Origin of the sequence: Amycolatopsis sp. DSM 110486 (assembly GCF_019468465.1) — a bacterium.
Taxonomy (GTDB): Bacteria; Actinomycetota; Actinomycetes; order Mycobacteriales; family Pseudonocardiaceae; genus Amycolatopsis.
Genome location: NZ_CP080519.1, coordinates 8,876,352 through 8,900,447, shown reverse-complemented (window position 1 = coordinate 8,900,447; position 24,096 = coordinate 8,876,352). Strand labels below are relative to the sequence as shown.

Sequence of the window (24,096 nt, the reverse complement as noted above, 5' to 3'; positions counted from 1 at the left end):
CGATCAACCGCAGTGTTCGAAGGGGCTGTCGTACTTGTCCGCGCCGATCGCGCCACCCCACTGCACGCACTTGCCCGCCGCGGCCGCCGACACCGGGCCGGCGTAGTAGGAGAACGCGCCCGAGTCCGTCTTGCGCGTCGCGCCCTCCACCTGCAGGTAGGCCGAGGTCTGCGACGGCGTGCCCGCGCCGGTCTTCTTCATGGTGCTGACGCAGTTCTGGCCGTTCGCCGCGTTGTAGGACAGGTACGCGGTGCCCGCCGTGCCCAGCGGGGCCGAGTCGATCACGCCGTAGCCGGTGCCGCAGGCCGGGGCGCCGAGCTGGGTCTCCGACACCGTGGACCAGCGGATACCGGCGTCGGCCTGGAACTCGGGGCCGGCCTCGTACAGCAGGCCGACCGACGTCGGGCCCAGCGAGATCATGTCTGTGTAGGACGCGTCCTGGCCCCACACGAGCAGGCTGTTCGCATCGCTCGTCCACGTGCCGCCCTCGTCGAAGGACGAGCGCACGCGCAGCTCCTTGCGCCGGTCGCAAGTGGACGGTCCGGCGAACAGCAGCCGGTCGTAGGCGCCGCCGGCGGTCGTGGCGCTCATCTCCAGCACCGAGCCCTGCACCTGCGGGGTCGTCAGACCGGTCTCCACGGCGAACTTCTTGTCGAACGTCGCCCCGCCGTCGGAGCTGATCGCGAAGGCCCGGTTGTGGATGGCGCAGGCGTCGGCGGGCTTCGAGTAGTGGTCGTTGCGCGCGGCCGCGTAGATGCGCCCGTCGGCGAGCTCGGTGACGCTGATCTCCTGCGGGTTCAGCGTGTTCGGGTCGACGGCCTGGTCCGACGCGCCCAGATGCCACGTCACGCCCTGGTCGTCGCTGTAGATCAGCGTGCCGAAGTTCGGGCTCGACGGGGTCACCTGGTAGCCCATGCCGACCACGAGCCGGCCGGCGTGCGCGCCGTGCTGCAGCACGATGCCGTGGCCGGGGCCGGTCGCGAGCCAGTTCGGCGCGGCGGAGAAACCGAGCTGCGCGGTGAGCGCTTTGGGGGCCGTCCAGGTCGCGCCGTTGTCGTCGCTGTAGCTCACGCGCGGCACCCGCCCGCACGCCGCCGACTTCACGCACTGCATCTCGGTCAGCAGCACGACCCGGCCCGTCGGCAGCACGATCGGCACCGCGTTGTCCTTGGTGTCGCCGAATCCCTGCACCGCGATGGTCGACGCGCTCCATGTCTTGCCGTTGTCCTTCGACCGCTTGAGCACCACGTCCACATCACCGATGTCCGCGCAGTCGGCCCCCGTGTGCCGTCCCTCGGCGAAGGCGAGCAGGTCCCCGTTGTGCGCCTTCACCACCGCGGGAATGCGGAAGCAGTCGTACCCTCCGGTGTTCGCCTGGAACACCACCGTGCTCGCCACGTCGGCCGATGCGGGCGCGGCGGGCAGCGCCCCCAGCCCCGCGGCCGCGGCGGCGGCCGCCAGCACCCCGGTCGCGAAACGTCTCAATCCCATGATCCCGGCTCCGTCCTGACGCCTGTGAAGTGCGGCCAGGATCGCGGCGGACCGTACAAGCGCCGTACAACGGCGATTGTTCTCGGCGCGCCGCGAGGCCGAAGTTTCCGGAATCGCCGGTGTGGGGGCGTTCGCCCCGATAGGATTCCGCGCTGTGACCGCGCCGCCACAGTCCCTCGCCGATGCCCTGCCGGAACCCGCGAAGAACAGCGAACCGGTCCGCGACGAGCTCGTCGAAGAGCTGCGCGAGTTGATCAAGCCCACCGCCGAGGCCATGCTCGGCTTCTTCGCCGAATCCCCGGACGTGACCGTGGCTCACCGGGTGCGGGACGAGGGCGTTCGGACGGAGGTCGTGCAGCGGGTCACCGGCGACTCGGACACGCTGCTCAGCGAGACCAACGAGCAGATCTCCGTGCTGCGCCAGGCCCGCCAGGCCCTCGACGCGCACGAAACCCCGCCCCAGCAGGCGGCCGGGCAACCCGACCCGCGTGACAAGGTCGCCCACGCACTGCTGGGTTCCGCCCTGTGGCTCGGTGTCCTGGTGCCGGTCGTCGTCTGGCAGCTGCTGCAGACCCCGCTGAGCCCGACCGCGCACTTCTGGGTGTCGGCGGCAGTGGTGGTCACGGGATTCACCTTGCTCCGGCCGGCATACCTCGCCGTCGCGCGGGCGGGTCGGCGGCTGAACGGCGAACCGGCCCTCGGCGGTGCGGGCTGGCCGTTCCTGACCGGCTTCGCCACGACGTACCTGTTGCTGATCCTGCGGCTGTGGCCCTCCTCGCGCGAGAGCATGGGCCCGTTCTGGGCGGTGATCGTCTGGGTCGCCCTCGGCCTCGTCGCCGCGTTCGCGCTGTTCATGGTGACGGCGATCGGGTTCATGAAGCTCAAGGACGAGCCGCCGGGTCGGCGCGTCCCGGGTCCGGTCGTCCGGCGGGAACTGCTCGTCACGGTGGCGGCGGCCGCGATCCTCAGCCCGGTTTTCACCGCAGCGGGCGGGGAATGGACCGCATGGGTGGTGGCCGACGTGCTGTGCTCGCTGATCGCGGTCTTCGGCGGTCCGCTCCTGCTCAGCTCCGTGCCCGCGCGGCTCTCGCGGGATCCCGCCCGGTTCGGCAGTCCCGCGTGGACCCGCCGCCGCGACCAGCTGGAGCTGGCCCGCGAGACAGCGAGCAAAGAGTGGACGAAAGCCGCTGTAGCGCAGGTCGAGCAGAGCGTGCGGCTGCACCTCACCGCGGTACTCGACCCGCCGTTCAGCACGGAGCTGCCCGAGCTCGATCGCGGTGCGCTCGGCCAGATGCGCCCCGGTGAGCAGGTCTTCCTGGACACCGACGCGGCCCGGCGGCTGCGGTCCTTGCTCTCGGGCATCCGCGGCGGCGCGGTCGGGATGGCGGGCCCGCGCGGCGTGGGCAAGTCGACGCTGCTGGAGGCGTACCAGGCGGGCCGGTTCCTGGACCCGAACCGCGTGCACATCGCGTTGCTGGAGAGCGTCCCGGTGCGCTACGACGCGCGCGAGTTCGTGCTGCACCTCCACTCGCGGATGTGCGAGGCGGTGATCAGGTTCTGCGAGTCCGAGGGCGCCGAGGTCGTGGACCGGCCCAGCCGGTGGTCGGCGGTGTGGCCGGTGCTGCGCCGGGCGTGGCCGTTCGCCGCTGTGGTGGTCGCGTGGGTCATCGTCGGTGTCCTGGGGTCGCTGACGTTGCGCAGCCCGCAGGCCGACCTGCGGACCTGGCTCACGGCGAACTGGTGGACGCTCGTGACGCTGCTGGGCGTGGCCGGTGTCGCGACTCTGGCGCGGCGCCGCCGCCGCGTGTCGTCACCGGAGCCGGCCGACGTTCGCGAGCAGCCCGGCCTCGAACCCGGCGACGTGCGGGCGCTGAAGGCTGTCGCGGAGGGCAACCTCGGCCGGATCCGGTACCAGCAGAAGCACACGTCGGGCTGGTCGGGGAAAGTCGGCCTGCCGGTCGGTGCCGAAGCCGGCGTGAGCGGCTCTCGGGAGACCACCCGGCAGCCGCTGACGTATCCGCAGATCGTGCACGAGTTCAGCGCCTTCCTCGAGGTGACGGTCGACTGCGTCCGCGGATTGCCGCAGATGGCGACGCCGTCCGTGGTCGTCATCCTCGACGAGTTGGACAAGATCGTCTCGGCGGAGGCGGCCCAGGATTTCGTCAACGAGATCAAGGCGGTGCTGACTTTCGACGTGCCCGGTTTCCTGCTGCTGGTCTCGGTGTCGGAGGACGCGCTGGCGTCGTTCGAACGCCGTGGGCTGCCGGTGCGCGACGCGTTCGACAGCACGTTCGACAGCATCTTCCGGCTGGAGTACCTGCGGCTCGGCGACGCGCGGCAGCTGCTGAACCGGCGCGTGCTGGGGCTGCCGGAACCGTTCGTGTGCCTGGCGCACTGCCTGGCCGGCGGGCTGCCCCGCGAGCTGATCCGCGTGACTCGGCAGGTGCTCGGCTCGGCCGGGCAGCTGGCCGACGTGGCGCACCGGCTCGTCGGGGAGGAACTGCGGGACAAGCGGGCGGCCCTGCGCACGGTCGTGGGCCGCGACACCTTCGACGACGTCGCCGTGAGCGAGCTGGTCCGGCACGTCGACGCCCATGCCGTGGCTGACGGCGCTTCACTGCTGACGGCCGCGGCTCAGCCACCGGTCACTGCTGTGGTGACGACCGAAACCGTTGCACTGCACCGGCTTCAGCTCGAAACGCTCGGGCACCTGTACTACCTCGGCACCGTCCTCGAAGTGTTCGGCCCGGTGTTCGGCCCGGCGGATCTCGAACGCGGGCGCGGCGAGGGAGACGCGTCGTTCGACACCCTCACGTCGGTCCGGCAGCTCTTCCCCGTCAACGCACGGCTCGCTTGGCTGACCATCAGCGCGTTCCGCCGGGCGTGGGACCTGCCGGTCGTCAACCCGCCGGACCCGCACGCCGCCAGGAGTGACAACGGCGCGTAGCCCGTCAGCTCTTGGCGTGGTGCCGCTGGTAATGCCGCTGAACGCGCGCCCTGTTCCCGCACCCGGCCGAGCACCACTCACGCCGGGAGTGGTCTTTCACGAAAAACAGCAGGCAGTTCGGCGCAAGACAAGCGCGTAGCTTCTGCCGCTGGTCGCCGCCGAGCAGGTCGATACCTTGGTGCGCCAGAAAAGCCACCGCGCGTTCGGCCGGAGTGCCGCCCGAACGCAGCACGCGCGCGGGCTCGCCGTCCTCAGGCCAGACGAGCTCGGCGCGGGTCTGGGCCAGATCGTTGAGCGTGGCCAGCGCGTCGGCCCGGGCCACCTCGACCGCGACCGGGCGAGGGTCTTCCGTGGCCTCGGCGGCGAGCGCGCGCAGGGCGTCGCGCAGGCGTCGCAGCCGGTCGGCGACGGGCGCTGAGTCGCCGTCGAGCGCCACGCCGGCCTCGGTCTCGAGACGAGGGGCGACCACCGCCAGCCAACCGGCGACGTCGGCATCGTCCGTCAGCGCGTCGGTCACGCCGTCGCGGCCGGCGTTCACGGTGTTCATCAGCTCCACCGGGAGTGGTTCGCCGAGCAGGGCAGCGGTCGTCATGGCACCCACTCTAGCACTGCCTAATGGAAGTCTGCGTCACAACCATTTGACACCGCCGGTCGACTCGTGCCACCTTGACCTAACGGTTATCCAAGATCCAAACATTAGGAAGGTCCGAGATGTCGACGCTGCCCCAGATCGAGCTCGAGCACGCCACCGGCCAGGCCGCGGTCCTGCTCACCGAGACGAAGAAGAACATGGGCGCGATCCCGAACATGGCGAAGACCATGGCGAGCAGCCCCGCGCTCCTGAAGGGCTATCTCGGCCTGTCCGGCGCGCTCGCCGGCGGCGTGCTGCCCGCCGCGGTCCGCGAGCGCCTCGCGCTCGCCACCGCCGAGTACAACCAGTGCACCTACTGCCTGTCGGCGCACACGATGCTGGGCAGGAAGGTCGCCAAGCTCGACGCGGACGAGCTCGAGCGCGCCCGCCACGCCGACTCGGCCGACGAGCACGTCGCCGCCCTGCTCACCCTGTCCGACACCATCGCCCGCGGCCGCGGCACGATCGACGAGACCGTCCTCAAGGCCGCCCGCGAAGCCGGTGTCACCAACGCCGAGATCGGCGAGGTCATCGGCAACCTGGCGCTCAACATCCTGACGAACTACTTCAACATCGTCGCCGACACCGACAACGAGTTCCCCGTCGTGCAGCCCCACCGGCACGACTGAGTTTGCAAGCGGGGTTCGAGCCGGGACCAGGCTCGAACCCCGCTCAGCGCAGGCATTCGCCTACGCAACGGTTGTCGTGCGCTTGCTGCACTCTTCACCACGGCGCACTCGCCGCAAGCCGAGGACTACCAAGCTCCCGGTTCGAACTCCGCCGTCAGATCCCGCCATCCCACCGGCTCGCCGCAATGCGCGCACGTCGGGCGGGGGTCTGCGGGGTGGCCGCAGTCGCGGTGGTGGAGGCGGACCGGGGGGACCTCGTTCTGGTACTTGTCGCCCCAGGACATGACGGCGAGCAGGATCGGGTAGAGGTCCGCGCCCTTCTCCGTCAGGCGGTATTCGTGCCGCGGCGGGGTGTCCTGGTACTGCACGCGGTCCAGGACGCCCTCCGCCGTGAGCAGGCGCAGGCGGTCGTTCAGCACGTTGCTGCCGAGGCCCAGCTTCGTGCGGAAGTGGTCGTAGCGCCGCTCGCCGCGGAAGCACTCGCGCAGGATCATCATCGTCCAGCGCTCGCCGATCACCGACCATGTGCGGGCGACGGAGCAGTAGACGCCCTGGAGCTCGTCGTGCTTCATGGCGACCATCGTAGGACAAGCCCGAGTAAGACAACTTCTGAGTCTTACCTGGTTGCAGGCACCGCGGCCGCCCCCTAGGGTCAGACTCGATTCGAGTCCCGGCCGCTGAGAGGACAACGATGCCCTTCTACCAGTTCACGGTCCCGAGCGGTGGCGCGACGTTGAAGCACCGGGCCGAAGTCGCGGCGGCGGTCACGAAAGTCCACGCCGAGGTCACGGGGGCGCCCGAGGTCTACGTGCACTGCTCGTTCACCGAGGTCGCGCCCGGGAGCATCTTCGTCGCCGGGGAGCCGGTGACGAGCCCGCGCCTGGTCGGCTTCATCCGCGCCGGCCGGCCGCCGGAGCTGCGGGCCCGGCTGCTGCACCGGCTGGCCGACGACTGGTGCGCGATCACCGGCGACGCCAAGGAAAGCGTCGCGATCTTCCTCACCGAGATCCCCGGCGCGAACGTCCTCGAAGACGGCCGGATCCTCCCCGAGGTCTGACGCTCAACCTTCCAGCACCCGTCGCACCAGCTCGGCCTGCTCCTTCTGGTGCCGGTGGTGCGACCCCGCCGCGGGCGACGCGGCGGCGGGCCGCGACACCACCGTCAGCCGCTTGCCGGCCGGCAGTTCGAGCTCGCCCCGCAGGAACGACCACGCCCCCTGATTCTTCGGTTCCTCCTGCGCCCACACGATTTCCGCGTTCGGGTAACGGGACAGCACCCGCGTCAGCTCCTCCTGCGGCAACGGGTGGAACTGTTCCAGCCGCACCAGCGCGACGTTCGCGCCCGCCCGCGCGAGCAGGTCGTAGTACAGCTTGCCCGACACCAGCACCACCTTCTCGACCGCGCCGGGGTCAAGATCGCGGTAGTCGTCGAGGACCGGAGCAAAGGCACCGTCGGTGAAGTCCGCGACGGCACTGGCCGCGGCCCGCAGCCGCAGCATGCTCTTCGGCGTGAACACCACCAGCGGCTTGCGCACCGGCGCGAAAGCCTGGCGCCGCAACAGGTGGAAGTACGACGCGGGCGTCGAGGGCTGCGCCACGATCAGGTTCTCCTCGGCGCACAGCTGCAGGAACCGCTCGATCCGCGCCGACGAGTGGTCCGGCCCGCGGCCCTCGTACCCGTGCGGCAGCAGCATCACCACCGACGACGACTGGCCCCACTTCTGCTCGGCCGAGCTCACGAACTCGTCGACGATCACCTGCGCACCGTTCACGAAGTCGCCGAACTGCGCCTCCCACAACACGAGCGCGTCGGGCCGTTCGACGGAGTAGCCGTACTCGAACCCGAGCGCCGCGTACTCGCTCAGCAGCGAGTCGTAGATCCGAAACGGCGCCTGCGTCTCACCGAGGTCCGCCAGCGGTGTCCACTCCCGGCCGGTGACGTGGTCGTGGAGCACGGCGTGCCGCTGCACGAACGTGCCGCGCCGGCTGTCCTGGCCCGCCAGCCGCACCGGCACGCCGTCGAGCACCAGCGAGCCGAACGCGAGCAGCTCGGCGAACGCCCAGTCGATGCCGCCCTTCTCCCCCATCTCCGCCCGCTTTGCCAGCAGCGGCGCGAGTTTCGGGTGCACGGTGAAGCCCGCGGGCTGATCGGTGAACGCCGTGGCGATCTGCTTCACCGTGACGTCGGAGATCGCGGTCGGTCGCGCCGACGCAGCGGGCCGGGCCTCCGAAGCAGCAGCGGCCGCACCGTCCACAGTGGTCTGGGCGAACGCCCGCTCCAGCCGGTCCCGGAAATCCCGCTCGGCCGCCGCGAGCTCGTCCGCGGTGAGCTCGCCTCGCCGCGCGAGGACCTCGGTGTAGAGCTTGCGCACCGAGGGCTTGGCCTCGATCACGGCGTACATCCGCGGCTGGGTCATCGACGGGTCGTCGGCCTCGTTGTGCCCGCGGCGGCGGTAGCAGATCAGGTCGATCAGCACGTCGCGCCCGAACTCCTGCCGGTAGGCGAACGCGAGCCGCCCGGCGCGCACGACGGCCTCGGGGTCGTCGCCGTTCACGTGCACCACGGGCGCCTGGATCGTCTTCGCGACGTCGGTCGAGTACACCGACGAACGCCCGTCCTGCGGCAACGTGGTGAAGCCGACCTGGTTGTTGATGTTGACGCGGATCGTGCCGCCGACGCGGTAGCCGCGCAGCTGCGACATCTGCAGCGTCTCGGCGACCACACCTTCGCCGGCGAGCGCCGCGTCGCCGTGGACGATGATCGGCAACGTGGAGAACTTGGCGTCGCCGCTGCGGTCCTGCCGCGCGCGGGCCACCCCGAGCAGCACGCCGTCGACCGCGTCGAGGTGCGACGGGTTGGCCGCCAGGTACACGGGCAGCTCCGCGCCGTCCGCGGCGGTGAAGACTCCTTCGGTCCCCAGGTGGTACTTCACGTCGCCGGACCCGTCGCCCGCCTCGCCGCTGTCCTCGAACTCGTCGAAGATCTGGCGGTGCGTCTTGCCGGCGATGGTGGCCAGCACGTTGAGCCGGCCGCGGTGCGCCATCGCGATGGTCGCGCCGGCCAGGCCCTCGCCGGCCGCGCGGCCCAGGATCGCGTCGAGCAGCGCGATCGCCGACTCGCCGCCCTCGAGGCTGAAGCGCGTCTGGCCGACGTACTTGGTCTGCAGGAACGTCTCGAACGCCTCGGCCTCGGTGAGCTTGCCGAGCAGGTGCAGTTGTTCGTCATGGGCGGGCTTCGCGAACGGCTGCTCGACGCGCTCGCGCAGCCACCGGCGCTGCTCGGGCTCCTGGATGTATGTGTACTCGACGCTGAGCGTGCGGCAGTAGGCGTCCCGCAGCAGGCCGAGGATGTCGCGCAGGGCCATCCGCTCGCGGCCGCCGACGCCGCCGGTCGCGAACTCGCGGTCGAGGTCCCAGAGGGTGAGGCCGTGGGTGGCCGGGTCGAGGTCCGGGTGTGCGCGCTGCCGGTACTCCAGCGGGTCCGTGTCGGCGACGAGGTGGCCGTGGGCGCGGTAGGCGTCGATGAGCTCGTGCACCCGGGTCGTTTTGTCGACCGATTCGGTGACCTCGGAGGCCCAGCGGAGCGGCTCGTATGGGATCCGGAGCGCGGCGAAGACGTCGTCGTAGAAGCCGTGCTCGCCCAGGAGGAGTTCCTCGACCAGGCGCAGGAACTCGCCGCTGCCCGCGCCCTGGATCACCCGGTGGTCGTAGGTGCTGGTGAGGGTCAGGGTCTTGCCGATGCCGTTGTCGGCGAGCCACTGCGCGCTCGCGCCTTTGAACGCGGCCGGGTATTCCAGCGCGCCCGCGCCGATGATGGAGCCCTGGCCCTGGGTCAAGCGCGGCACGGAGTGCTCGGTGCCGATCCCGCCGGGGTTGGTCAGCGACAGTGTGACGCCGGCGAAGTCGTCGACCTTCAGCGCGTTGCCGCGGGCGCGGGCAACGAGGTCCTCGTACGACGCCAGGAACTCGCCGAACGTCAGCGTCTCGGCGGCCTTGATCACCGGCACGACGAGCGTCCGGCGGCCGTCGGGGCGCGCCAGGTCGATCGCGATGCCGAGGCCCACGTGCTCGGGCGTGACGACGGCGGGTTTGCCGTCGACCACGGCGTAGTGGACGTTCTGGCCGGGGAACCGCTTCACGGCCTGCACCAGCGCCCAGCCGAGCAGATGCGTGAAGCTGACCTTGCTGCCGCCGGTGCGGCGCAGGTGATCGTTGACGACGATCCGGTTCTCGACCAGGAGCTTCGCCGGCACCGTGCGGACGCTGGTAGCGGTCGGCACGGTGAGGCTGGCGTCCATCGTCGACGCCAGGGTTTTCGCGGTGCCGCGCAGGACGGTGACGTCTCCATCCGGTTGCTCACCGGGCGCAAGCGGAGCGGACGGCTTCGGCGAGGCGCTCGGGGTCGCCGCCTCCGGCCGGTAGTTCTCGAAGACCGGCCACCAGGACCGGTCCACCGAGGTCTTGTCCTGCCGATACCGGTCGTACAGCTCCTCCACCAGCCACTCGTTGACCCCGAACCCCACCGGGGACTCCTCGTCGACGTCCGTGCCCGCCATTTCGATCCAGCTCCTGTTCGTTGAGAACGATCGTTCTCAGTGCTCGGCATGAGTCTACGCCTCGGAATCGGACCGTTCACCCGGCCCCGAATCCGAGGGAAATCAGTGGTGCGGCAAGTGATCCACGACGTGCACCACCGACGGGACCTTGTACGGCGCGAGGCGATCGCGCAGCCACTCGCGCAACGTCGTGGCCACAGTCGGATCCGTTGCGACGACGTAGGCCGCGACGGCCTCGCCCCACCGCGGATCGCCCACCCCGGTCACTTTGACGGCAGTGACAGCCGGGTGCGCGAGAACGACCTCTTCCACCTCGTCCGGGTAGACGTGGAAGGAGCCGGTGTTGATCATCCCGTCGAGCCGGCCGGTCAGGCGCAGGTAGCCGGCGTCGGTGAGCTCCGCGGTGTCGCCGAGCCTGCACCAACCGTCCGCGTCGGCAAAGGCGGACGACACCATCGGGCCGCGGGTCCGGACTTCGCCACCGACGATCCGCAGGTCGACGGCGTCGATCGGACGGCCGCACGTCCCGGCCACCTGCGCGTCGTGGTCGAGCAGCCGCCGGTGGTCGCCGGGAGTGAGGACGGTGAGCGGCCAGCCGGCCTCGTAGCGGCCGTAGAGCTGGCAGAGCGTGCCGCCGAAGACGTGGTGCAAGCGGGCGAGCTCGGCTTCTTCCACCGGCGCGCCTCCGTAGAGGACGCGGCGCAGCGAAGCCAGCCGGCCGGGATCGTCCACCGCGGCGGCGACCCGGCTCAGCATGCCGGGAACGGCGAACAGCGTCGTGATCCGGTGCCGTTCGATCGCCTCGGCCATCGCAGCGGCGGAGAAGCGCGGCAGCAGAACCTGGGGAAGACCGAGGTGCAGGAAGGGAAAACTGCCGACCAGGCCGGTCGCGTGCATCAGCTGGACCACGGTCAGGTAGCGCTCGTCGGCGGCGAGCGACGGCCCATACCCGCCGGTGCGGTAGAGGCCGACGTTGATCTCGATGACGGCGCGCCAGTTCGCGTAGCTGGTGGGGATGCCGAAGAGCTCGCCACCACGGACCGCGCGCGGATAGACGACCAGTGCTTGGTCCGGGCTGACGAAGACCCGGTCGAACCACTCGGGACCGGGTGACGGCGAAGCGTCGTGGTGCACGAGAGTCGCCGCACCGAGCGCGGTGCTCGTCCAGCCGGCCGAGTCGTCACGGACCTCTTCGTGGTGGCCGTCGGTCAGCACCGCCCGCGCGCCGCCCGCGTCGAAGATGGCCCGAGTTTCGGCCGTCGCCGCCGACGGTTCGACCGGCAGACGAGTGGCCCCGGCGAGCTCCGTGGCGATGAACGCCTCGAGCGCGGCGGCGCTGTTGCGGAACGACAGGCCGACCGTCGCGCCCGTCAGCCCGCGCTCGACGAGCCGGCCCGCCAGTGAACGCGCCCGTCGCAGCAGGTCTTCGCCGGTGCGGGTCACGGTGCCGTCGGGGCTCGAGGTGAGCACGGTGGCGGCTGCTCGGGTCAGCGCATCCCGGATCTCCCGGCCCGCTTCGACCCCGGAGGGACAGTTCATGGTGTCCTCATCGTCGGTGAGAACGTTCATTCTCACGGTGCTGGTAGTCTAGGGTTCACTTTTTCGACCGTCAACGTCCGCTTACGTGAGGTGCCGTGACCAGCGCCGAGGAACTCCGAGACCCCGTCCGCGAGCAGCTGCTCGACGCCGCCGAGCAAGTGTTCTACTCGCGGGGCATCCAGGCCGTGGGCATGGATCGGCTGCGGACCGCGGCGAACCTGCCGCTGCGCCGGATCTACCAGCTCTACCCCAGCAAGGACGACCTCGTGGTCGCCTTCCTGCGGCGGCGCCACGAGCGCATGATGGGCAGCATCGCCGACTTCGTGGCCAAGACCGACGAGCCGCACGCCCGCGTGGCCGCGATCTTCACCTGGCTGCACCGCTGGTTCTGCGAGGCCGACTTCCGCGGCTGCCCGTGGATGAACGCGTTCGGCGAGCTCGGCGCCACGACCCCGCCGGTCGCCGCCGAGGTGCACCACCATCAGCGCGAGTTCCGCAAGCTGCTGTCCGGCATCGTCACCGACGCCGGCTTCTCCCGCGAGGCCGGCACCGCCGTGTACCTGCTGGCCGAGGGCGCGGTCTCCGCGGCCGCCGTCCAGCGCACCGCCACCCCTGCGGCTGAGGCCCGCCGGACGGCCGAGATCATCCTCGGCGCCGAAACGCCCGGCCGCTTTCGCCGCGGCGCTGCCCGCGCCCAGTCCTGAGCGCGGGCGGCAGCCGTCAGGCCGACGGTGCGGTGGATTCCTCTGTGGACACCGTGAGAGCGGCGCCCCACTCGGTGATCCGGGTGCGGATGGCCTGCGCGGACAGGCCGAGGCGAGCCCGCACGTCGTCGAGTTTGCCGTGGGCCGGGAACTCGTCCGGCAGGCCGATTTCGCGGACCGGGGTGTCGACGCCGGCGGTGTGGAGCTGTTGCACGATCCGCGAGCCGACTCCCCCGGCGACCACGCCGTCCTCCGCCGTGACCACCAAACCCGCGCCACGGGCGAGGGAAACGAGCCCGGCGGGCAGCGGCTTCACCCACCGGGGATCCACCACGCGGACCGTGAACCCGGCGTCGGCGATTCCCGGCGCCGCGGTGAGAACGTCCGTGGCCATGGTGCCGATCGCGACGACGAGGACGTCGACGTCACCTTCGCCGGATTCCCACAGAACGTCGACGTCCCCCTCTCGACGGATCGCCGGCACGCTGGTGACCAGCGGTGATTTGGGAAACCGCACGACACTCGGACCCTTGTCATGGGCCACCGCCTCCCGCAGCGCGGCCTGCAACGTCGCTTCGTCCCGAGGCGCCGCCTGCACGAGCCCCGGCACCATCCCCAGCAATGCGTAGTCCCACACCCCGTTGTGCGAAGGCCCGTCCGCGCCCGTCACGCCGGCGCGGTCGAGCACGAGCGTGACCGGCAGCCGGTGCAGCGCGACGTCGAAGAGGAGCTGGTCGAACGCCCGGTTGAGGAACGTCGAGTACAGCGCCACCACCGGGTGCGCACCGGCGGAGGCGAGGCCGGCCGCGGACGTCATGGCGTGCTGCTCGGCGATCCCGACGTCGTGGAAGCGCTCGGGGAACGCGCGCGCGAACTTGCCCAGGCCCGTCGGCTCGCGCATCGCCGCGGTGATCGCGACGAGGTCCTCGCGCTCGGCGCCCAGCGCGGTGATCTCGTCGGCGAACACCGACGTCCAGGTGCGCTTTTTCGCGGCCAGCGGTCGTCCCGTGGCGATGTCGAACGCGGCCGGAGCGTGCATCTGCTCGACGTCGTCGTCCTCGGCCGGCGCGTAGCCGTGGCCCTTGCGCGTGACCGCGTGCACGAGCACCGGCTCGCCGAAGTTCTTCGCCAGCGTGAAAGCCCGTTCGAGCGCGGCGAGGTCGTGGCCGTCGACCGGCCCGACGTACTTGAGCCCGAGATCCTCGAACATCCCTTGCGGCGCCAGGAGATCCTTCACCCCGCGTTTCACGCCGTGCAGCACGTCGTACACCAGTGGCGCCCGCTCCAGTGCCCCCTTCACGGAGTCCAGCACCCGCTCGTAGCCCGGCTGCAGGCGCAGCTTGGCGAGCCGGTCGGCCAGCGCGCCGGCGGTGGGCGAGTACGAGCGGCCGTTGTCGTTGACCACGATGACCACCGGTCGCCGGGCCGCGGCGATGTTGTTGAGCGCCTCCCAGGTCATGCCGCCGGTGAGGGCGCCGTCGCCGGTCACCGCGACCACACAGCGTCGCTCGCCGCGCAGTTCCAGGCCTTTCGCGAGACCGTCGGCGTAGGACAGTGCCGTGGACGCGTGGGAGTTCTCGATCCAGTCGTGCTCGCTCTCCTCGCGCGCGGCGTAGCCTGACAGCCCATCGGTCTGGCGCAGCCGCTCGAAGCCCTCACGCCGGCCGGTGAGGACTTTGTGGACATACGTCTGGTGCCCCGTGTCGAACAGGATCGGCTCCGCCGGCGAGTCGAACACCACGTGCAGCGCCACTGTCAGCTCGACGACACCCAGGTTCGGCCCGATGTGCCCACCGGTCGCCGACACCGTCCGGATCAGGAACTCCCGAATCTCAGCGCACAGCGCCACGCGGTCCTCGAAGCTCAGCCGCCGCACGTCTTCCGGGCTCGAAACGCCCGAGAGCAGGCCGGTCATGCCACTCCCCTCGCCCACCGGCCCACCTGGCCGGAGCCACCCGAACGTACAACATGGTGAGAATGATCGTTCTCAGAGGTCGCGGTAAGCCGAACAAACGGGTTCCTGACAATCTTCGGTTACCGTCCCCGCCCATGCGGCTGATCATGAAGACGACGGTGCTCGCCGTCGCGGCGATCGTGGCGGGATCCGGCACAGCGGTGGCGACCGGGAACCCGGCGGACGCCCGCCGGGTCGAGACGGTGGCCTACCACCTGGGCAACCAGGCCTTCACGCCTCCGGCGGACCTCGGCTACGAAGGCAAGAACGAGCTCGACGGCGTCGTGTACTACCCCTCCGACGTCTCCGCCGGCACCCATCCCCCGATCATGATCGAACACGGCTCCTGGCAGACCTGCGCCGACCGCGCGGCGACCGACGCCAACACCGCGGCCCAGGCCGCCCTGGCGGCGGCCGAGAAGGCCGGCGACGACGTGGAAGCAGCGCGGCAGCAGAAGATCGTCCAGCAGACGTCCGCGCGGATGTGGGCGTGGCCCTGTGCCCCCGGCGTGCCACCGATGCCCAGCAACGCCGGCTACGAGTACCTCGAGCGGCAGCTCGCGCAGCTCGGGTTCGTGGTCGTGTCCATCGGCACCAACGGGATCAACGCGACGGCGGCCGGCCAGGCGCCGACCGTCTACTACGCGCGGGCAGCGCTGCTCAACGCCCAGCTCGCTCTGTGGCAGCAGCTGGCTTCGAGCGGGCAGGGACCCCTGCGCGGCCACTTCACCGACCCGGCCACCGGAAAGCCGCGCAACGTCGGCTTCCAGAGCCACCTGAACATGGGTGACGTCGGCACCATCGGCCACTCGATGGGCGGCGGCGGGGTTATGCAGCAGGCCGCCGACCAGCGCCACGGCGACTGGCCCGCCGGGGTAACCGTGAAGGCCGTGTTCGCCCTCGCACCCACCGACAACTGGAACGACGAGCCCGTCACGCAGGTCCCGTTCGCCCAGATGTCGGGGCACGTGCGACCAGGTCAACACCGGCAACTACTTCGCGGGCAACTCCGGCGACAACCAGGTCCCGATCTACCGCTACACGCTCACCGGCGGCAACCACGACAGCTACAACACCGAATGGTCCCCGAGCAGCCACCAGGTCGGCAGCCACGACGACGCCCTCCCCGGCACCCGCCCGGGCACGTGCGCGTCCCAGTTCCCCGACGGCCCGCAGCAGGACCAGCGGCAGCTCACGGAGACCCAGCAGCGCGCCATCACTTCGGCCTACGTCACCGCGTTCTTCCAGCGCTTCCTCAACGGCCGCAACGACTTCGACCCCGTACTCACCGGCAAGCGCCGCCCGGCCGGCCTGCCGGACGTGATCGACGTCGGCTACACCCCGGCGGTCAGCTCGCGCTGATCCCAGTCGGTTCTTCAGGGGAGGCGCCGCGGGGTTCCGGCAGGTCCACGACCGGCGGGGGCACCTGCGGCGCCTTCGCGACGTCGAGAGTGAGGGCCGGCGACCCAGCCCATCGTGACGGGTTTCCCTTCTCCGGAAGGCAGAACTTCACGGCCAGCCGCGTCGGTCCGGTGCCGCTCGGCGGGCTCGGCACTGGTCGGCAGACTCGGCGCACCCGACCCGGCGGGCACGGCTCGGCAGGCATGGCTCGGCCCGGCGCATGTCGGCCGAGGCACCCGCCCGGCGAGGGGTCAGCCCGGCCAACTCTGCTCAGCCGGCCCGACGAGCCTCTCTCGGCGGGCTCGACTCGGCCGAGTTGGCAGGTTCGGCTCCGCGGGCTCAGCTTGGCCGACCCGACCCGACCCGGCACACGTCGGCCGAGGCACCCACCCGCCGACTGGTCAGCCCGGCACCGCCAGGCCGTGCATTGCCGTGGAGAGCAGGCGTTCCACCAGGTCCGAGGTGCCGCCGGGTTGCTGTGCCGCCCAGGCCAGGCCGAGTGCCAGCGAGATCACCTCGTAGACCGTGACGTCGGCGCGCACGCGGCCGGTTTCCTGGGCGCGGGCCAGCAGCTGCCCGGCGGACGAGCGCATCGCGGCGCACGACGCGTGCAGCGCGGAGTCTTCGTCCGCCAGCGCCGCCATGATCGACTCCGGCAGGCCCAGGTAGGTGCGCACGCCCGTCGCCATTTCGTTCAGCCAGGTGAGCAACGCGTCGTGCGCCGCGAGGTCCGGAGTGCTCGCCAGCGATTCGGCCCGCGCGCGCAACGCCGCGAAGTTGCTGTCCAAAAGGGACTCCAGCAGCGCCGCCCGGGTCGGGAAGTGCCGGTACAGCGTGCCGATGCCCACGCCGGCCCGCCGGGCGACGTCCCGTAGCGACGCGTCGGTGCCCTGGTCCGCGAAGGCCTCGCGCGCGGCGGCCAGCAGCAGCTCGCGGTTGCGCGGCACCTCGGACTGCGTGGCTTTGGTCACGCGAGCTCTCCCACCTTGACGTCACGGAGCACTGCTCCGTAGCTTTGAAGTGCACCGGAGCGGTGCTCCGGCCGACGTCGATTATACGCGCGCCGGCACCGGCAGATCCGCCAGAAAGGACCACGTCATGCGTGCGGTCATCCTCACCAGTCCGGGCGAGCCGGAGGTCGTGGAGCTGCCCGACCCCCATCCCGCGGACGGGCAGCTCCGGATCCGGATGGCCGGCGCGGCCGTGAACCCGGCCGACCTCCACGTGATCGACAGCGGCCACACGGGAGTCGGGCTGGGGCTCGACGTGGCGGGCGTGGTGGACGAGGTCGGTCCCGGGGTCACCGAGTTCGCCGTGGGCGACCGCGTCGCGGCTCTGCAGTTCCCGCACGCGCCCCACGCCGTCGCGGGTGCCGCCGCCGAGTACGCGCTCGTGCCGGCAAAGGACACCGCCGCGGTGCCGGACGGCGTCGACCTCCTCGACGCCGCCACCGTGCCCTGCAATTCCCTGACGGCAGCACAACTCCTCGCCCACCTCGGCCCGGCGGCAGGGCGGCGGTTGCTGGTCACCGGCGCGGCCGGCGGGGTCGGCGGCTACGTCGTGGCACTCGCCGCGCAGGACGGCTGGTCGGTCGTCGCCCTGGCCCGCGCATCGGACACCGAGTTCCTGACCCGCGCCGGAGCGCGCGAAATCGTCACGGACCTGGCGCAAGCGTCCGAGGTCGACGCGGTGTTCGACACCGCCCTGCTCAACGAGGCCGCACTGGCGCCGGTCCGTGCCAACGGTTCGTACGTCGGCATCTTCCCGGGCCGGGAACCCGCGCCCGAACGCGGCATCGACGTCACTTCCGCAGTCGTCTTCCCCGACGCCGCCGCCCTGACGCGGATGCTCGCCCTCACCGAGAAGGGAGTGCTCGAAGCCCGCCGCGCCGGCACCACCCCGCTGGCCGAGGCGCCCGCCGTCTACCCGAAGTTCCGGGCCGGCGGCCTGCGCGGCCGCCTGGTCCTCACTCCGTGAGCGAGCCGCGGACCACCGGACCGAAATCGTCGTACGCCGCGGCGACGTCCTCCAGGTCGAGCTCGCCCGGCAGGTCGTCCGCGTCCTGACGCGCGAGCAGGTACGCCATGATCGCGCGCACCAGCCGTTCCTCCTCGATCCCGCCGAACTCCAGTTCGGACACGGTCGCGTTGTCCGACCGGAGCCGGATCAGGACCTCGTCGTCTCCGCTGGGGACGCTGACCAGGTAATCGTGCTCGGCGAGCCGCTCGAACCGGACCTGCTGTGTCGTCACGTCCACGACTCCCTCCTCCTTCAGGCGAGAACGGCCGTTCTCACCTGAAGGAGTCTAGGAACCGGCGACTGCGGAAGTCAATCCGGGACGGTTAACCCCGAGGTGGCGCGGCGAACCCGCCGAGCTCGCCTTCCAGCAGCTCCGCGAGGTGGATCGTGGTGTGGTCCTCGAACATCGGCCCCACCAGCTGGACACCGACAGGCAGCCCCTCGTCGGACAGCCCCACCGGCGCGACGGTGGCCGGCAGCCCGGGCATCGACGCGATTCCGGCCCACACGAGCTGGCCAGGGTAAGGCTGACCCACGCCGTCGACCGGGATCCGGCGGCCCCACTGGTCTTCGCTGTGGTCGTGCGGAAACGCCGGCGTCGGCATGGCCGGGCACAGCACGACGTCGAAGTCCTCGAACAGCTCCCGCCAAGCCTGACGGTGGCGTTGGCGGACCGCGTCGGCCGCGAGCCAGTCGCGGTGGCTAATCACCGTGCCCCGCAGGTGTTCCGCCGCGAGACTGTGATCCTCGGGCCTCACCTCGGCAGCACGCCGGCGGAACTGCTCGTAGACCGGCGGCGGGTAGCTCGCCCCGACGACGGAGTCGAAGAGCAGCACGAACGTCCGCGCAGCCTCCACCGGATCGGGCAGCAGCGGGCTGTCGTGCGCCACGACGGCGCCGGCCAGAGTCAATACGTCGGCGACCCGCCGAATTCCGGCCCGCACGCTCGAAGACGTCGGCATCAGCGGATGATCCTCGACCACGAGCACGCGGTAGTCGGCGAGCGCGGTGCGCCTCGAAGGCGGGAGTTTCCTCGAGGCACCGCGGGGTGTCGTGAGCGGATCCGGCTCGGCGAGCAGATCGAGCAGCAGCGCGAGGTCGCGCGCGGTGCGGGCCATCGGCCCGATCACGGTGAGGTCCTTTTCGGACGGCAACGGCGGGTTCGGCGGCGCCGTGTGCCCCCGCGAGGGCAGCACTCCCTGCGACGCCTTGTGCGCGTACACCCCGGTGAAATGCGCCGGAGCACGCAGCGAGCCCGCGATGTCCGACCCGATCGACAGTGCGCCGAACCCGGCGGCGAGCGCGGCGGCGGAGCCCCCGGACGAGCCGCCCGGCGTCCGCGTGAGATCCCACGGGTTGTTCGTGGTGCCGTAGATCGCGTTGTAGGTCTGCAGATCCCCCAGTCCCAAGGGGACGTTGGTCTTGCCGAGCACAATGGCGCCCGCCGCTTTCAGCCGCGCGACCGGCAGCGCGTCCTCGGCCGCGACGAAGTTCTTGAACGGCGGGATGCCCCACGTTGTCGGCAGGCCGGCGACGTTGAACGACTCCTTGACCGTGACCGGAATCCCCAGCAGCGGCCGGTCGTCCCCGCGTGCCAGCGCCGCGTCGGCTTCCCGCGCCGCCGCCCGCGCCCGGTCGAAGTCGCGCACGCACACCGCGTTGAGCTCCGGGTCGTACTTCTCGATTCGCGCGATCGCCGACTCCGTCAGCTCGACCGCGCTCACCTTGCGCGCGCGCAGAGCGGCGGACAGTTCGCCGGCCGTCGCGTAAGTCCAGTCCGCCTGCATCGGTGATCCCCCCTGCTGGGTTCGAATGGTCGAAGTCAGACTCTACGCAGCTGACTTCGGCAATCGCAACTCAGGGGTAGACTCACCGCATGGCGATGACTCTGGAGGGCGCGGTCACCGACCGGCGCGGCTGGCTGGCCGAGAGCTGCTCGATCACCAAGGCGATCGAGGTCGTGGGCGCCCGCGCGACCGTGCTCGTGCTGCGCGAGGCCTTCTACGGCACGACGCGCTTCGACGAGTTCGTCGACCGCACGGACCTCTCCCCCAGCGTCGCGGCCGCCCGGCTCAAGCAGCTCGTGGAGCTCGGCGCACTCGAGAAGCAGCCTTACCGCGAGCCCGGCTCACGTCTGCGCGCCGAATACGTCCTCACCACGATGGGCCGCGATCTCTTCCCGGTCGTGCTCGCGCTGATGCAGTGGGCCGACAAGCACCTGCAGCCCGACGGCGGCCCGGTCCGGATCGTCGAGCGCGGTTCGGGAAAACCCGTCAGCGTCGCGCCCCACACCGACTCCGGCGAGCCGCTTGACCTCGAAGACCTCGCCGTCGTGCCCAACGAGACCTGGGTGCGGCCGTGATGTCCGCCAGTGCGGGAACCCGCATCGCCACTCGCGAATTGGGAACCCGGCCGACGTCGCGGGGCGGGGGACACACGACCTCGGCCGGGCAGCTGCGGGGACGGCGGTCCGTCCCGGTTTTCATTGTCCGCCAGGGATTCCCTGGCAATCGGCGCGCCGTGGCACGCCTTCACCCGAGCCGCGCTCGGCCCGGTCGAGCAGCCAGCCGGTCGGCAGTCCGAGCCGCGCCGCCTGGCCGCGCAGGTCGAAGTCGTCCCAGCCCAGCAGCCGCTCGCTCGACCACCAGTTCGGCGGTCCCACGTACTCGGTCACGCCGCACTCATTCCTCGCGAGACAACCGGCGCCGAGACGTCTTCGTCGGTCTGCGGGTTCGGCAGCCGGCACAGCGGCCCGCCGCCGGGGTGTGAGACGACGCGGCTGTCGGCGAGGAACCACAGGCGCTCGGCCGGGCGGCCGCACACGGAGCACGGGCAGCCGAAGAGCTGCAAACCCCAGCGGGAGATCTGCTCAGGCATGGCTCGTCCTCTCGGCGTTCGTGAGGCGCCGAGCGACGAGCACGGCGGTGGGGCCGCTGCGCGGCAGCCAGCCCGAGCGCGTCCGCTGCCGAGGTCCGGCCGGGACGCGGCGGGCGGCGACCGCGCGTCCCCGGTCGGGCAAGCCGTGCTGACGCATCACGCTTCCACCTTCCGATCCGGAGTAGATCTCGGGGGGCGGGCGACATCTTCACGTCCCGGTGCCGGCTACCGCCATGGCTTTCGAGTCCTCACAGGATCGCCGGGACCGGCTCCGGTCCGCATTCCTGCCACCTGGAGTCCCCCGCCCCCGCTACCGGGACTTTCGCGCGTGGGCCGGGGGCTGGCTGTGCGCGCAGGCGGCGCCTATCCTCAGGCTGGGTGTTGCGGCGTGTCCAACGAACCGATGGTGCAGCGCCGCCGAACCGGAGAGCGCATGCGGCGGCGCTCCAGTGGCGCGCTCGCCGCGGTGGTCGCCGTCGCCACCGTCACGGGTATCGCGCTGCTGCTCGAACCGCTCGTGGACTCGGTGTCCCTGCTGATGCTGTACCTGGTCGTGGTGCTGCCGGTCGCCGTGATCTGGGGAACCGCCCTGGCGGTGGGCACCTCGTTGCTGAGCGTCGCCGTGTACGCGACCTTGTTCGCACCGCCGCCTTTTGCCCTGCAAATCATCGACGCCCAGAACGCCGTCGCGCTGGGCGTTTTCCTCATCACGGCGGTCGTGGTGGGGACCCTCGCATCACGGCTTCAGCGCACGGCCTTGATCTCCGAACGCCTGACCGACGAGCAGTCGGCCCTGCGCCGCGTCGCGACGCTCGTCGCACAATCTGTCTCGCCGCCGGAGGTCTTCGAAGCCGTGACACGTGAGGTCGGCCTGCTCTGCGACGCCGACCTGGCCCGCATGGAACGGTACGAAGTGGACGGCACCGTCACCGGCGTCGCCGCCTGGACGCGGGTACCCGTGCACCTGGTCGTCGGGACGAAGATCGAGCTCGACGGGCTCAGCGTCGCGCGCGAAGTGCGCGTCACGGGCACACCGGTACGGCTCGCGAGCTTCGCCGGCGAGACAGGCGCGATCGCGCGCGAGGCCCGCAACCTGGGCATCCGCTCGTCCGTCGGCTGCCCGATCGTGGCGTCCGGCCGGCTGTGGGGCGTGATCGCCGCGTCCACGAAAAGCGCCGAACGCTTCCCGGACAACACCGAGGCGCAGATCGCCAGCTTCACCGAGCTCGTCACCACCGCGATCGAAAACGCCGAGGCGCGCGCCGAGCTCCAGGCCTCCCGCGCGCGCATCGTCGCCACCGCCGACAGGACCCGCCGGCGCATCGAGCGCGACCTGCACGACGGCGCCCAGCAGCAGCTCGTCTCGCTCTCTCTGCAGGTTCGCGCGGTCCAGGCGCTGATCCCCGACGAGTCCCTCGAGGCACGCGGGGAGCTCGACCGCATCGCCGACGGGCTGTCCGACGCGCTGGACGAGCTGCGCGAGATGGCTCGCGGCATCCACCCCGCGCTGCTGGCCGAGCTCGGCCTCGTGCCCGCGCTCAAGGCCCTCGCGCGCCGCTCGCCGCAGGTCATCGACCTCGACGTCCGCGCCGACGGGCGGCTCCCCGAGCCGATCGAGGTCGGCGCGTACTACGTCGTCGCCGAGGCGCTCACGAACGCGGCCAAGCACGCGCAGGCCGGCGCCATCACCGTCGTCGTGGAGACCCGCGCCGACGTGCTGCGCATCGCCGTGCACGACGACGGCGCGGGCGGCGCCGACTTCGCCCGCGGCACCGGGCTGGCCGGGCTGAAGGACCGCGTGGAAGCGCTGGGCGGGCGGATCTTCCTCCACAGCCCACCCGGCGACGGCACGATGCTGCGCGCCGAGTTCCCGCTGGTCGGGCACGCAGGCTGAGCGCCCGTACCGGCCAGCCGGTAGGTGAGCCACCCCGCTGGCCGGGCCCGGGGATTCCCGCTCGCCGTGACGACGGCGACCCCCTCGAGGCACCACACTGGGTGACCAGACGGGGGCAACGAAGAGTTCCTCGGGAAGAAGTCCGGTCATGACAGTTCACCACCACGCAAGCAACAGGTACTGCACCCGGTGCGGGCGCTGGCACAGCCACTGCGACGCCTGCGGCTGGTTCTGGTACGGCGCCTGCACTTTCTCGGAGGCGCTGCGGCGCATCCGGTTGCACCAGCTCGACGAGGTGTACGCGGACGGGGTGACCGGCCGTGGCCGTACCGGTTAGCGGGAATGCGCGTAGTGCGTGGTTCTGGGAGGGTGGACACGTGCGGTGCCTGATCGTCGACGACAGTCCGGGTTTCCTGGCCGCGGCTCGTCGGTTGCTGGAGCGTGAGGGAGTCACGGTCGCAGGGGTGGCCCGGGGCGGAGCGGAAGCGTTGCGGTCCGTCGATGAGCTACGCCCCGACGTCGTGCTGGTCGACATCGACCTGGGCGGCGAGAGCGGTCTCGACCTGGTCGGGCGCCTGGCGCGCACGGACGCCGGCGGCTCGTCGCGCATCATCGTGATCTCGACCCACGCGGAAGAGGACTACCGCGACGTGATCGCCGAGGGTCCCGCGGTCGGGTTCCTGCCCAAGGCCATCCTGTCGGCGCGGGCGATCCAGGGCCTGCTCGGCACGACCGGCTAGCGGTTGTCGAGGTAAGCCAGCACCGCCAGCACGCGGCGATGGTCGTCGGTGGTCTCCGGCAGGTCCAGCTTGGCCAGCACGCTGCGTACGTGCTTCTCCACGGTCCCTTCCGTGACCCAGAGCCGGCGCGCGATCCCGCCGTTGGAGCGGCCCTCGGCCATCAGGCCCAGCACCTCACGTTCACGGGCGCTCAGCGCGGCCAGCGGGTCGTTGCGGTGGCGGGCCTCGACGAGCTCCCGCACCAGCGCAGGCTCGACGACCGAGCCGCCCTTGGCGATCCGCCGGAGCGTGTCGAGGAACTCCCCCACGTCGGCGACCCGGCTCTTGAGCAGGTACCCGATGCCGCGGCCGCCGGCCAGCAGCTCCATCGCGTGGTCGACGTCGGCGTGGGCCGAGAGCACCAGGATGCCGATCTCGGGCAGCTCCTCACGGATGGTCCGCGCGGCCTCGAGCCCCTCGACGGTGTGGGTCGGGGGCATCCGGACGTCGACCAGGACCAGGTCGGGCCGGTGCTCCCGCACGAGGTCGAGCAGCGCGGCCGCGTCGCCCGCCTGACCGGCCACGGCGAACCCCGAGCGGTCGAGGAGGCTGGCCAGGCCCTCGCGCAGCAGCACGTCGTCCTCGGCCAGGACCACTCGTGGCACCGTCATCGCCACCACCGCTTTCGCCGCGGTGTTGCCCGGATGCCGCGGAAGTCTTGGACAAATCGTCCCAT

At 71.2% G+C, this 24,096-nt stretch carries 22 protein-coding genes; 8 read left to right on the top strand and 14 right to left on the bottom strand.

Annotated features, from left to right (window positions below):
- Nucleotides 1-3: 3 nt before the first annotated feature.
- Nucleotides 4-1,491 (bottom strand): exo-alpha-sialidase, encoded by a 1,488-nt coding sequence (locus tag K1T34_RS43020; RefSeq protein WP_220240379.1) that lies wholly within the window; start codon nucleotides 1,489-1,491, stop codon nucleotides 4-6.
- Nucleotides 1,492-1,645: 154 nt separating this feature from the next.
- On the opposite strand from K1T34_RS43020, the gene K1T34_RS43015 reads away from it, so the two are divergent.
- Nucleotides 1,646-4,438: a transcriptional regulator gene (locus K1T34_RS43015; protein WP_220240378.1), complete on the top strand. Its 2,793-nt coding sequence runs from the start codon at nucleotides 1,646-1,648 to the stop codon at nucleotides 4,436-4,438.
- Between the two features lie 4 nt (nucleotides 4,439-4,442).
- Here the strand turns inward: K1T34_RS43015 and K1T34_RS43010 are convergent, their stop codons facing one another.
- Complete coding sequence (locus tag K1T34_RS43010) at nucleotides 4,443-5,030, bottom strand: ABATE domain-containing protein (RefSeq protein ID WP_220240377.1); 588 nt, start codon at nucleotides 5,028-5,030, stop codon at nucleotides 4,443-4,445.
- 119 nt (nucleotides 5,031-5,149) lie between these two features.
- Here K1T34_RS43010 and K1T34_RS54525 point away from each other — a divergent pair, with 119 nt between their 5' ends.
- Entirely contained in the window at nucleotides 5,150-5,698 is a 549-nt protein-coding gene (locus K1T34_RS54525) for a carboxymuconolactone decarboxylase family protein (RefSeq protein ID WP_220240376.1), read from the top strand.
- 125 nt (nucleotides 5,699-5,823) lie between these two features.
- Here K1T34_RS54525 and K1T34_RS43000 read toward each other — a convergent pair whose 3' ends face one another.
- Nucleotides 5,824-6,270 carry a helix-turn-helix domain-containing protein gene (locus K1T34_RS43000; RefSeq protein WP_220240375.1) on the bottom strand — a complete coding sequence of 149 codons (447 nt, stop codon included), beginning with the start codon at nucleotides 6,268-6,270 and terminating at the stop codon, nucleotides 5,824-5,826.
- A 119-nt stretch (nucleotides 6,271-6,389) separates the two neighbouring features.
- On the opposite strand from K1T34_RS43000, the gene K1T34_RS42995 reads away from it, so the two are divergent.
- Nucleotides 6,390-6,755, top strand: coding sequence for a tautomerase family protein (locus tag K1T34_RS42995; RefSeq protein WP_220240374.1), 366 nt, complete (start codon nucleotides 6,390-6,392; stop codon nucleotides 6,753-6,755).
- A gap of 3 nt (nucleotides 6,756-6,758) precedes the next feature.
- Here the strand turns inward: K1T34_RS42995 and K1T34_RS42990 are convergent, their stop codons facing one another.
- Both K1T34_RS42990 and K1T34_RS42985 read right to left on the bottom strand, forming a co-directional pair.
- Nucleotides 6,759-10,253 (bottom strand): multifunctional oxoglutarate decarboxylase/oxoglutarate dehydrogenase thiamine pyrophosphate-binding subunit/dihydrolipoyllysine-residue succinyltransferase subunit, encoded by a 3,495-nt coding sequence (locus K1T34_RS42990; RefSeq protein WP_220240373.1) that lies wholly within the window; start codon nucleotides 10,251-10,253, stop codon nucleotides 6,759-6,761.
- A 102-nt stretch (nucleotides 10,254-10,355) separates the two neighbouring features.
- Nucleotides 10,356-11,822: a class I adenylate-forming enzyme family protein gene (locus K1T34_RS42985; protein ID WP_220240372.1), complete on the bottom strand. Its 1,467-nt coding sequence runs from the start codon at nucleotides 11,820-11,822 to the stop codon at nucleotides 10,356-10,358.
- A 65-nt stretch (nucleotides 11,823-11,887) separates the two neighbouring features.
- Here K1T34_RS42985 and K1T34_RS42980 point away from each other — a divergent pair, with 65 nt between their 5' ends.
- Entirely contained in the window at nucleotides 11,888-12,496 is a 609-nt protein-coding gene (locus tag K1T34_RS42980; RefSeq protein WP_220240371.1) for a TetR/AcrR family transcriptional regulator, read from the top strand.
- Nucleotides 12,497-12,512: 16 nt separating this feature from the next.
- Here K1T34_RS42980 and dxs read toward each other — a convergent pair whose 3' ends face one another.
- The 3 genes from dxs to K1T34_RS42965 all read right to left on the bottom strand — a co-directional run bounded on the left by dxs (nucleotide 12,513) and on the right by K1T34_RS42965 (nucleotide 16,822).
- Nucleotides 12,513-14,411 carry a 1-deoxy-D-xylulose-5-phosphate synthase gene (gene dxs, locus K1T34_RS42975; protein WP_220247698.1) on the bottom strand — a complete coding sequence of 633 codons (1,899 nt, stop codon included), beginning with the start codon at nucleotides 14,409-14,411 and terminating at the stop codon, nucleotides 12,513-12,515.
- A 119-nt stretch (nucleotides 14,412-14,530) separates the two neighbouring features.
- Nucleotides 14,531-15,436 carry a hypothetical protein gene (locus tag K1T34_RS42970; protein ID WP_220240370.1) on the bottom strand — a complete coding sequence of 302 codons (906 nt, stop codon included), beginning with the start codon at nucleotides 15,434-15,436 and terminating at the stop codon, nucleotides 14,531-14,533.
- Between the two features lie 816 nt (nucleotides 15,437-16,252).
- On the bottom strand, nucleotides 16,253-16,822 hold the full coding sequence (locus tag K1T34_RS42965) for a TetR/AcrR family transcriptional regulator (protein ID WP_220240369.1): 570 nt from the start codon (nucleotides 16,820-16,822) through the stop codon (nucleotides 16,253-16,255).
- A gap of 127 nt (nucleotides 16,823-16,949) precedes the next feature.
- Here K1T34_RS42965 and K1T34_RS42960 point away from each other — a divergent pair, with 127 nt between their 5' ends.
- On the top strand, nucleotides 16,950-17,828 hold the full coding sequence (locus K1T34_RS42960) for an alcohol dehydrogenase catalytic domain-containing protein (RefSeq protein WP_220240368.1): 879 nt from the start codon (nucleotides 16,950-16,952) through the stop codon (nucleotides 17,826-17,828).
- Here K1T34_RS42960 and K1T34_RS42955 read toward each other — a convergent pair.
- Together K1T34_RS42955 and K1T34_RS42950 are read right to left on the bottom strand one after the other, a co-directional pair.
- Entirely contained in the window at nucleotides 17,818-18,108 is a 291-nt protein-coding gene (locus tag K1T34_RS42955) for a hypothetical protein (protein ID WP_220240367.1), read from the bottom strand. The two genes, K1T34_RS42960 and K1T34_RS42955, sit on opposite strands and share 11 nt — an antisense overlap.
- An 85-nt stretch (nucleotides 18,109-18,193) precedes the next feature.
- Complete coding sequence (locus tag K1T34_RS42950) at nucleotides 18,194-19,657, bottom strand: amidase (RefSeq protein WP_220240366.1); 1,464 nt, start codon at nucleotides 19,655-19,657, stop codon at nucleotides 18,194-18,196.
- An 89-nt stretch (nucleotides 19,658-19,746) separates the two neighbouring features.
- Here K1T34_RS42950 and K1T34_RS42945 point away from each other — a divergent pair, with 89 nt between their 5' ends.
- Nucleotides 19,747-20,232: a helix-turn-helix domain-containing protein gene (locus tag K1T34_RS42945; protein WP_220240365.1), complete on the top strand. Its 486-nt coding sequence runs from the start codon at nucleotides 19,747-19,749 to the stop codon at nucleotides 20,230-20,232.
- Between the two features lie 120 nt (nucleotides 20,233-20,352).
- Here K1T34_RS42945 and K1T34_RS42940 read toward each other — a convergent pair whose 3' ends face one another.
- Genes K1T34_RS42940 through K1T34_RS42930 form a run of 3 tightly spaced genes read right to left on the bottom strand, consistent with a single transcriptional unit; the run spans nucleotide 20,353 to nucleotide 20,904 of the window.
- Nucleotides 20,353-20,544 (bottom strand): hypothetical protein, encoded by a 192-nt coding sequence (locus K1T34_RS42940; RefSeq protein ID WP_220240364.1) that lies wholly within the window; start codon nucleotides 20,542-20,544, stop codon nucleotides 20,353-20,355.
- Nucleotides 20,541-20,747: a hypothetical protein gene (locus K1T34_RS42935; RefSeq protein ID WP_220240363.1), complete on the bottom strand. Its 207-nt coding sequence runs from the start codon at nucleotides 20,745-20,747 to the stop codon at nucleotides 20,541-20,543. The genes K1T34_RS42940 and K1T34_RS42935 overlap by 4 nt, the downstream gene beginning before the upstream one ends.
- Nucleotides 20,740-20,904, bottom strand: coding sequence for a hypothetical protein (locus tag K1T34_RS42930; RefSeq protein ID WP_220240362.1), 165 nt, complete (start codon nucleotides 20,902-20,904; stop codon nucleotides 20,740-20,742). Before K1T34_RS42930 ends, K1T34_RS42935 begins: the two co-directional genes overlap by 8 nt.
- Nucleotides 20,905-21,135: 231 nt before the next feature.
- Here K1T34_RS42930 and K1T34_RS42925 point away from each other — a divergent pair, with 231 nt between their 5' ends.
- Together K1T34_RS42925 and K1T34_RS42920 are read left to right on the top strand one after the other, a co-directional pair.
- Nucleotides 21,136-22,641 (top strand): DUF4118 domain-containing protein, encoded by a 1,506-nt coding sequence (locus K1T34_RS42925; protein WP_220240361.1) that lies wholly within the window; start codon nucleotides 21,136-21,138, stop codon nucleotides 22,639-22,641.
- A gap of 377 nt (nucleotides 22,642-23,018) precedes the next feature.
- Nucleotides 23,019-23,381: a response regulator gene (locus K1T34_RS42920; protein WP_220240360.1), complete on the top strand. Its 363-nt coding sequence runs from the start codon at nucleotides 23,019-23,021 to the stop codon at nucleotides 23,379-23,381.
- Here the strand turns inward: K1T34_RS42920 and K1T34_RS42915 are convergent.
- Nucleotides 23,378-24,031, bottom strand: coding sequence for a response regulator transcription factor (locus K1T34_RS42915; protein WP_220240359.1), 654 nt, complete (start codon nucleotides 24,029-24,031; stop codon nucleotides 23,378-23,380). The two genes, K1T34_RS42920 and K1T34_RS42915, sit on opposite strands and share 4 nt — an antisense overlap.
- Nucleotides 24,032-24,096: the final 65 nt, after the last annotated feature.

Coding starts and splice junctions, on each gene's coding strand:
- K1T34_RS43020 (WP_220240379.1), bottom strand. CDS start 1,491: ATGGGATTGAGACGTTTCGCGACCGGGGTGCTGGCGGCCGCCGCCGCG.
- K1T34_RS43010 (WP_220240377.1), bottom strand. CDS start 5,030: ATGACGACCGCTGCCCTGCTCGGCGAACCACTCCCGGTGGAGCTGATG.
- K1T34_RS54525 (WP_220240376.1), top strand. CDS start 5,150: ATGTCGACGCTGCCCCAGATCGAGCTCGAGCACGCCACCGGCCAGGCC.
- K1T34_RS43000 (WP_220240375.1), bottom strand. CDS start 6,270: ATGAAGCACGACGAGCTCCAGGGCGTCTACTGCTCCGTCGCCCGCACA.
- K1T34_RS42995 (WP_220240374.1), top strand. CDS start 6,390: ATGCCCTTCTACCAGTTCACGGTCCCGAGCGGTGGCGCGACGTTGAAG.
- K1T34_RS42990 (WP_220240373.1), bottom strand. CDS start 10,253: ATGGCGGGCACGGACGTCGACGAGGAGTCCCCGGTGGGGTTCGGGGTC.
- K1T34_RS42985 (WP_220240372.1), bottom strand. CDS start 11,822: ATGAACGTTCTCACCGACGATGAGGACACCATGAACTGTCCCTCCGGG.
- dxs (WP_220247698.1), bottom strand. CDS start 14,411: ATGACCGGCCTGCTCTCGGGCGTTTCGAGCCCGGAAGACGTGCGGCGG.
- K1T34_RS42960 (WP_220240368.1), top strand. CDS start 16,950: ATGCGTGCGGTCATCCTCACCAGTCCGGGCGAGCCGGAGGTCGTGGAG.
- K1T34_RS42950 (WP_220240366.1), bottom strand. CDS start 19,657: ATGCAGGCGGACTGGACTTACGCGACGGCCGGCGAACTGTCCGCCGCT.
- K1T34_RS42945 (WP_220240365.1), top strand. CDS start 19,747: ATGGCGATGACTCTGGAGGGCGCGGTCACCGACCGGCGCGGCTGGCTG.
- K1T34_RS42935 (WP_220240363.1), bottom strand. CDS start 20,747: ATGCCTGAGCAGATCTCCCGCTGGGGTTTGCAGCTCTTCGGCTGCCCG.
- K1T34_RS42930 (WP_220240362.1), bottom strand. CDS start 20,904: ATGCGTCAGCACGGCTTGCCCGACCGGGGACGCGCGGTCGCCGCCCGC.
- K1T34_RS42915 (WP_220240359.1), bottom strand. CDS start 24,031: ATGACGGTGCCACGAGTGGTCCTGGCCGAGGACGACGTGCTGCTGCGC.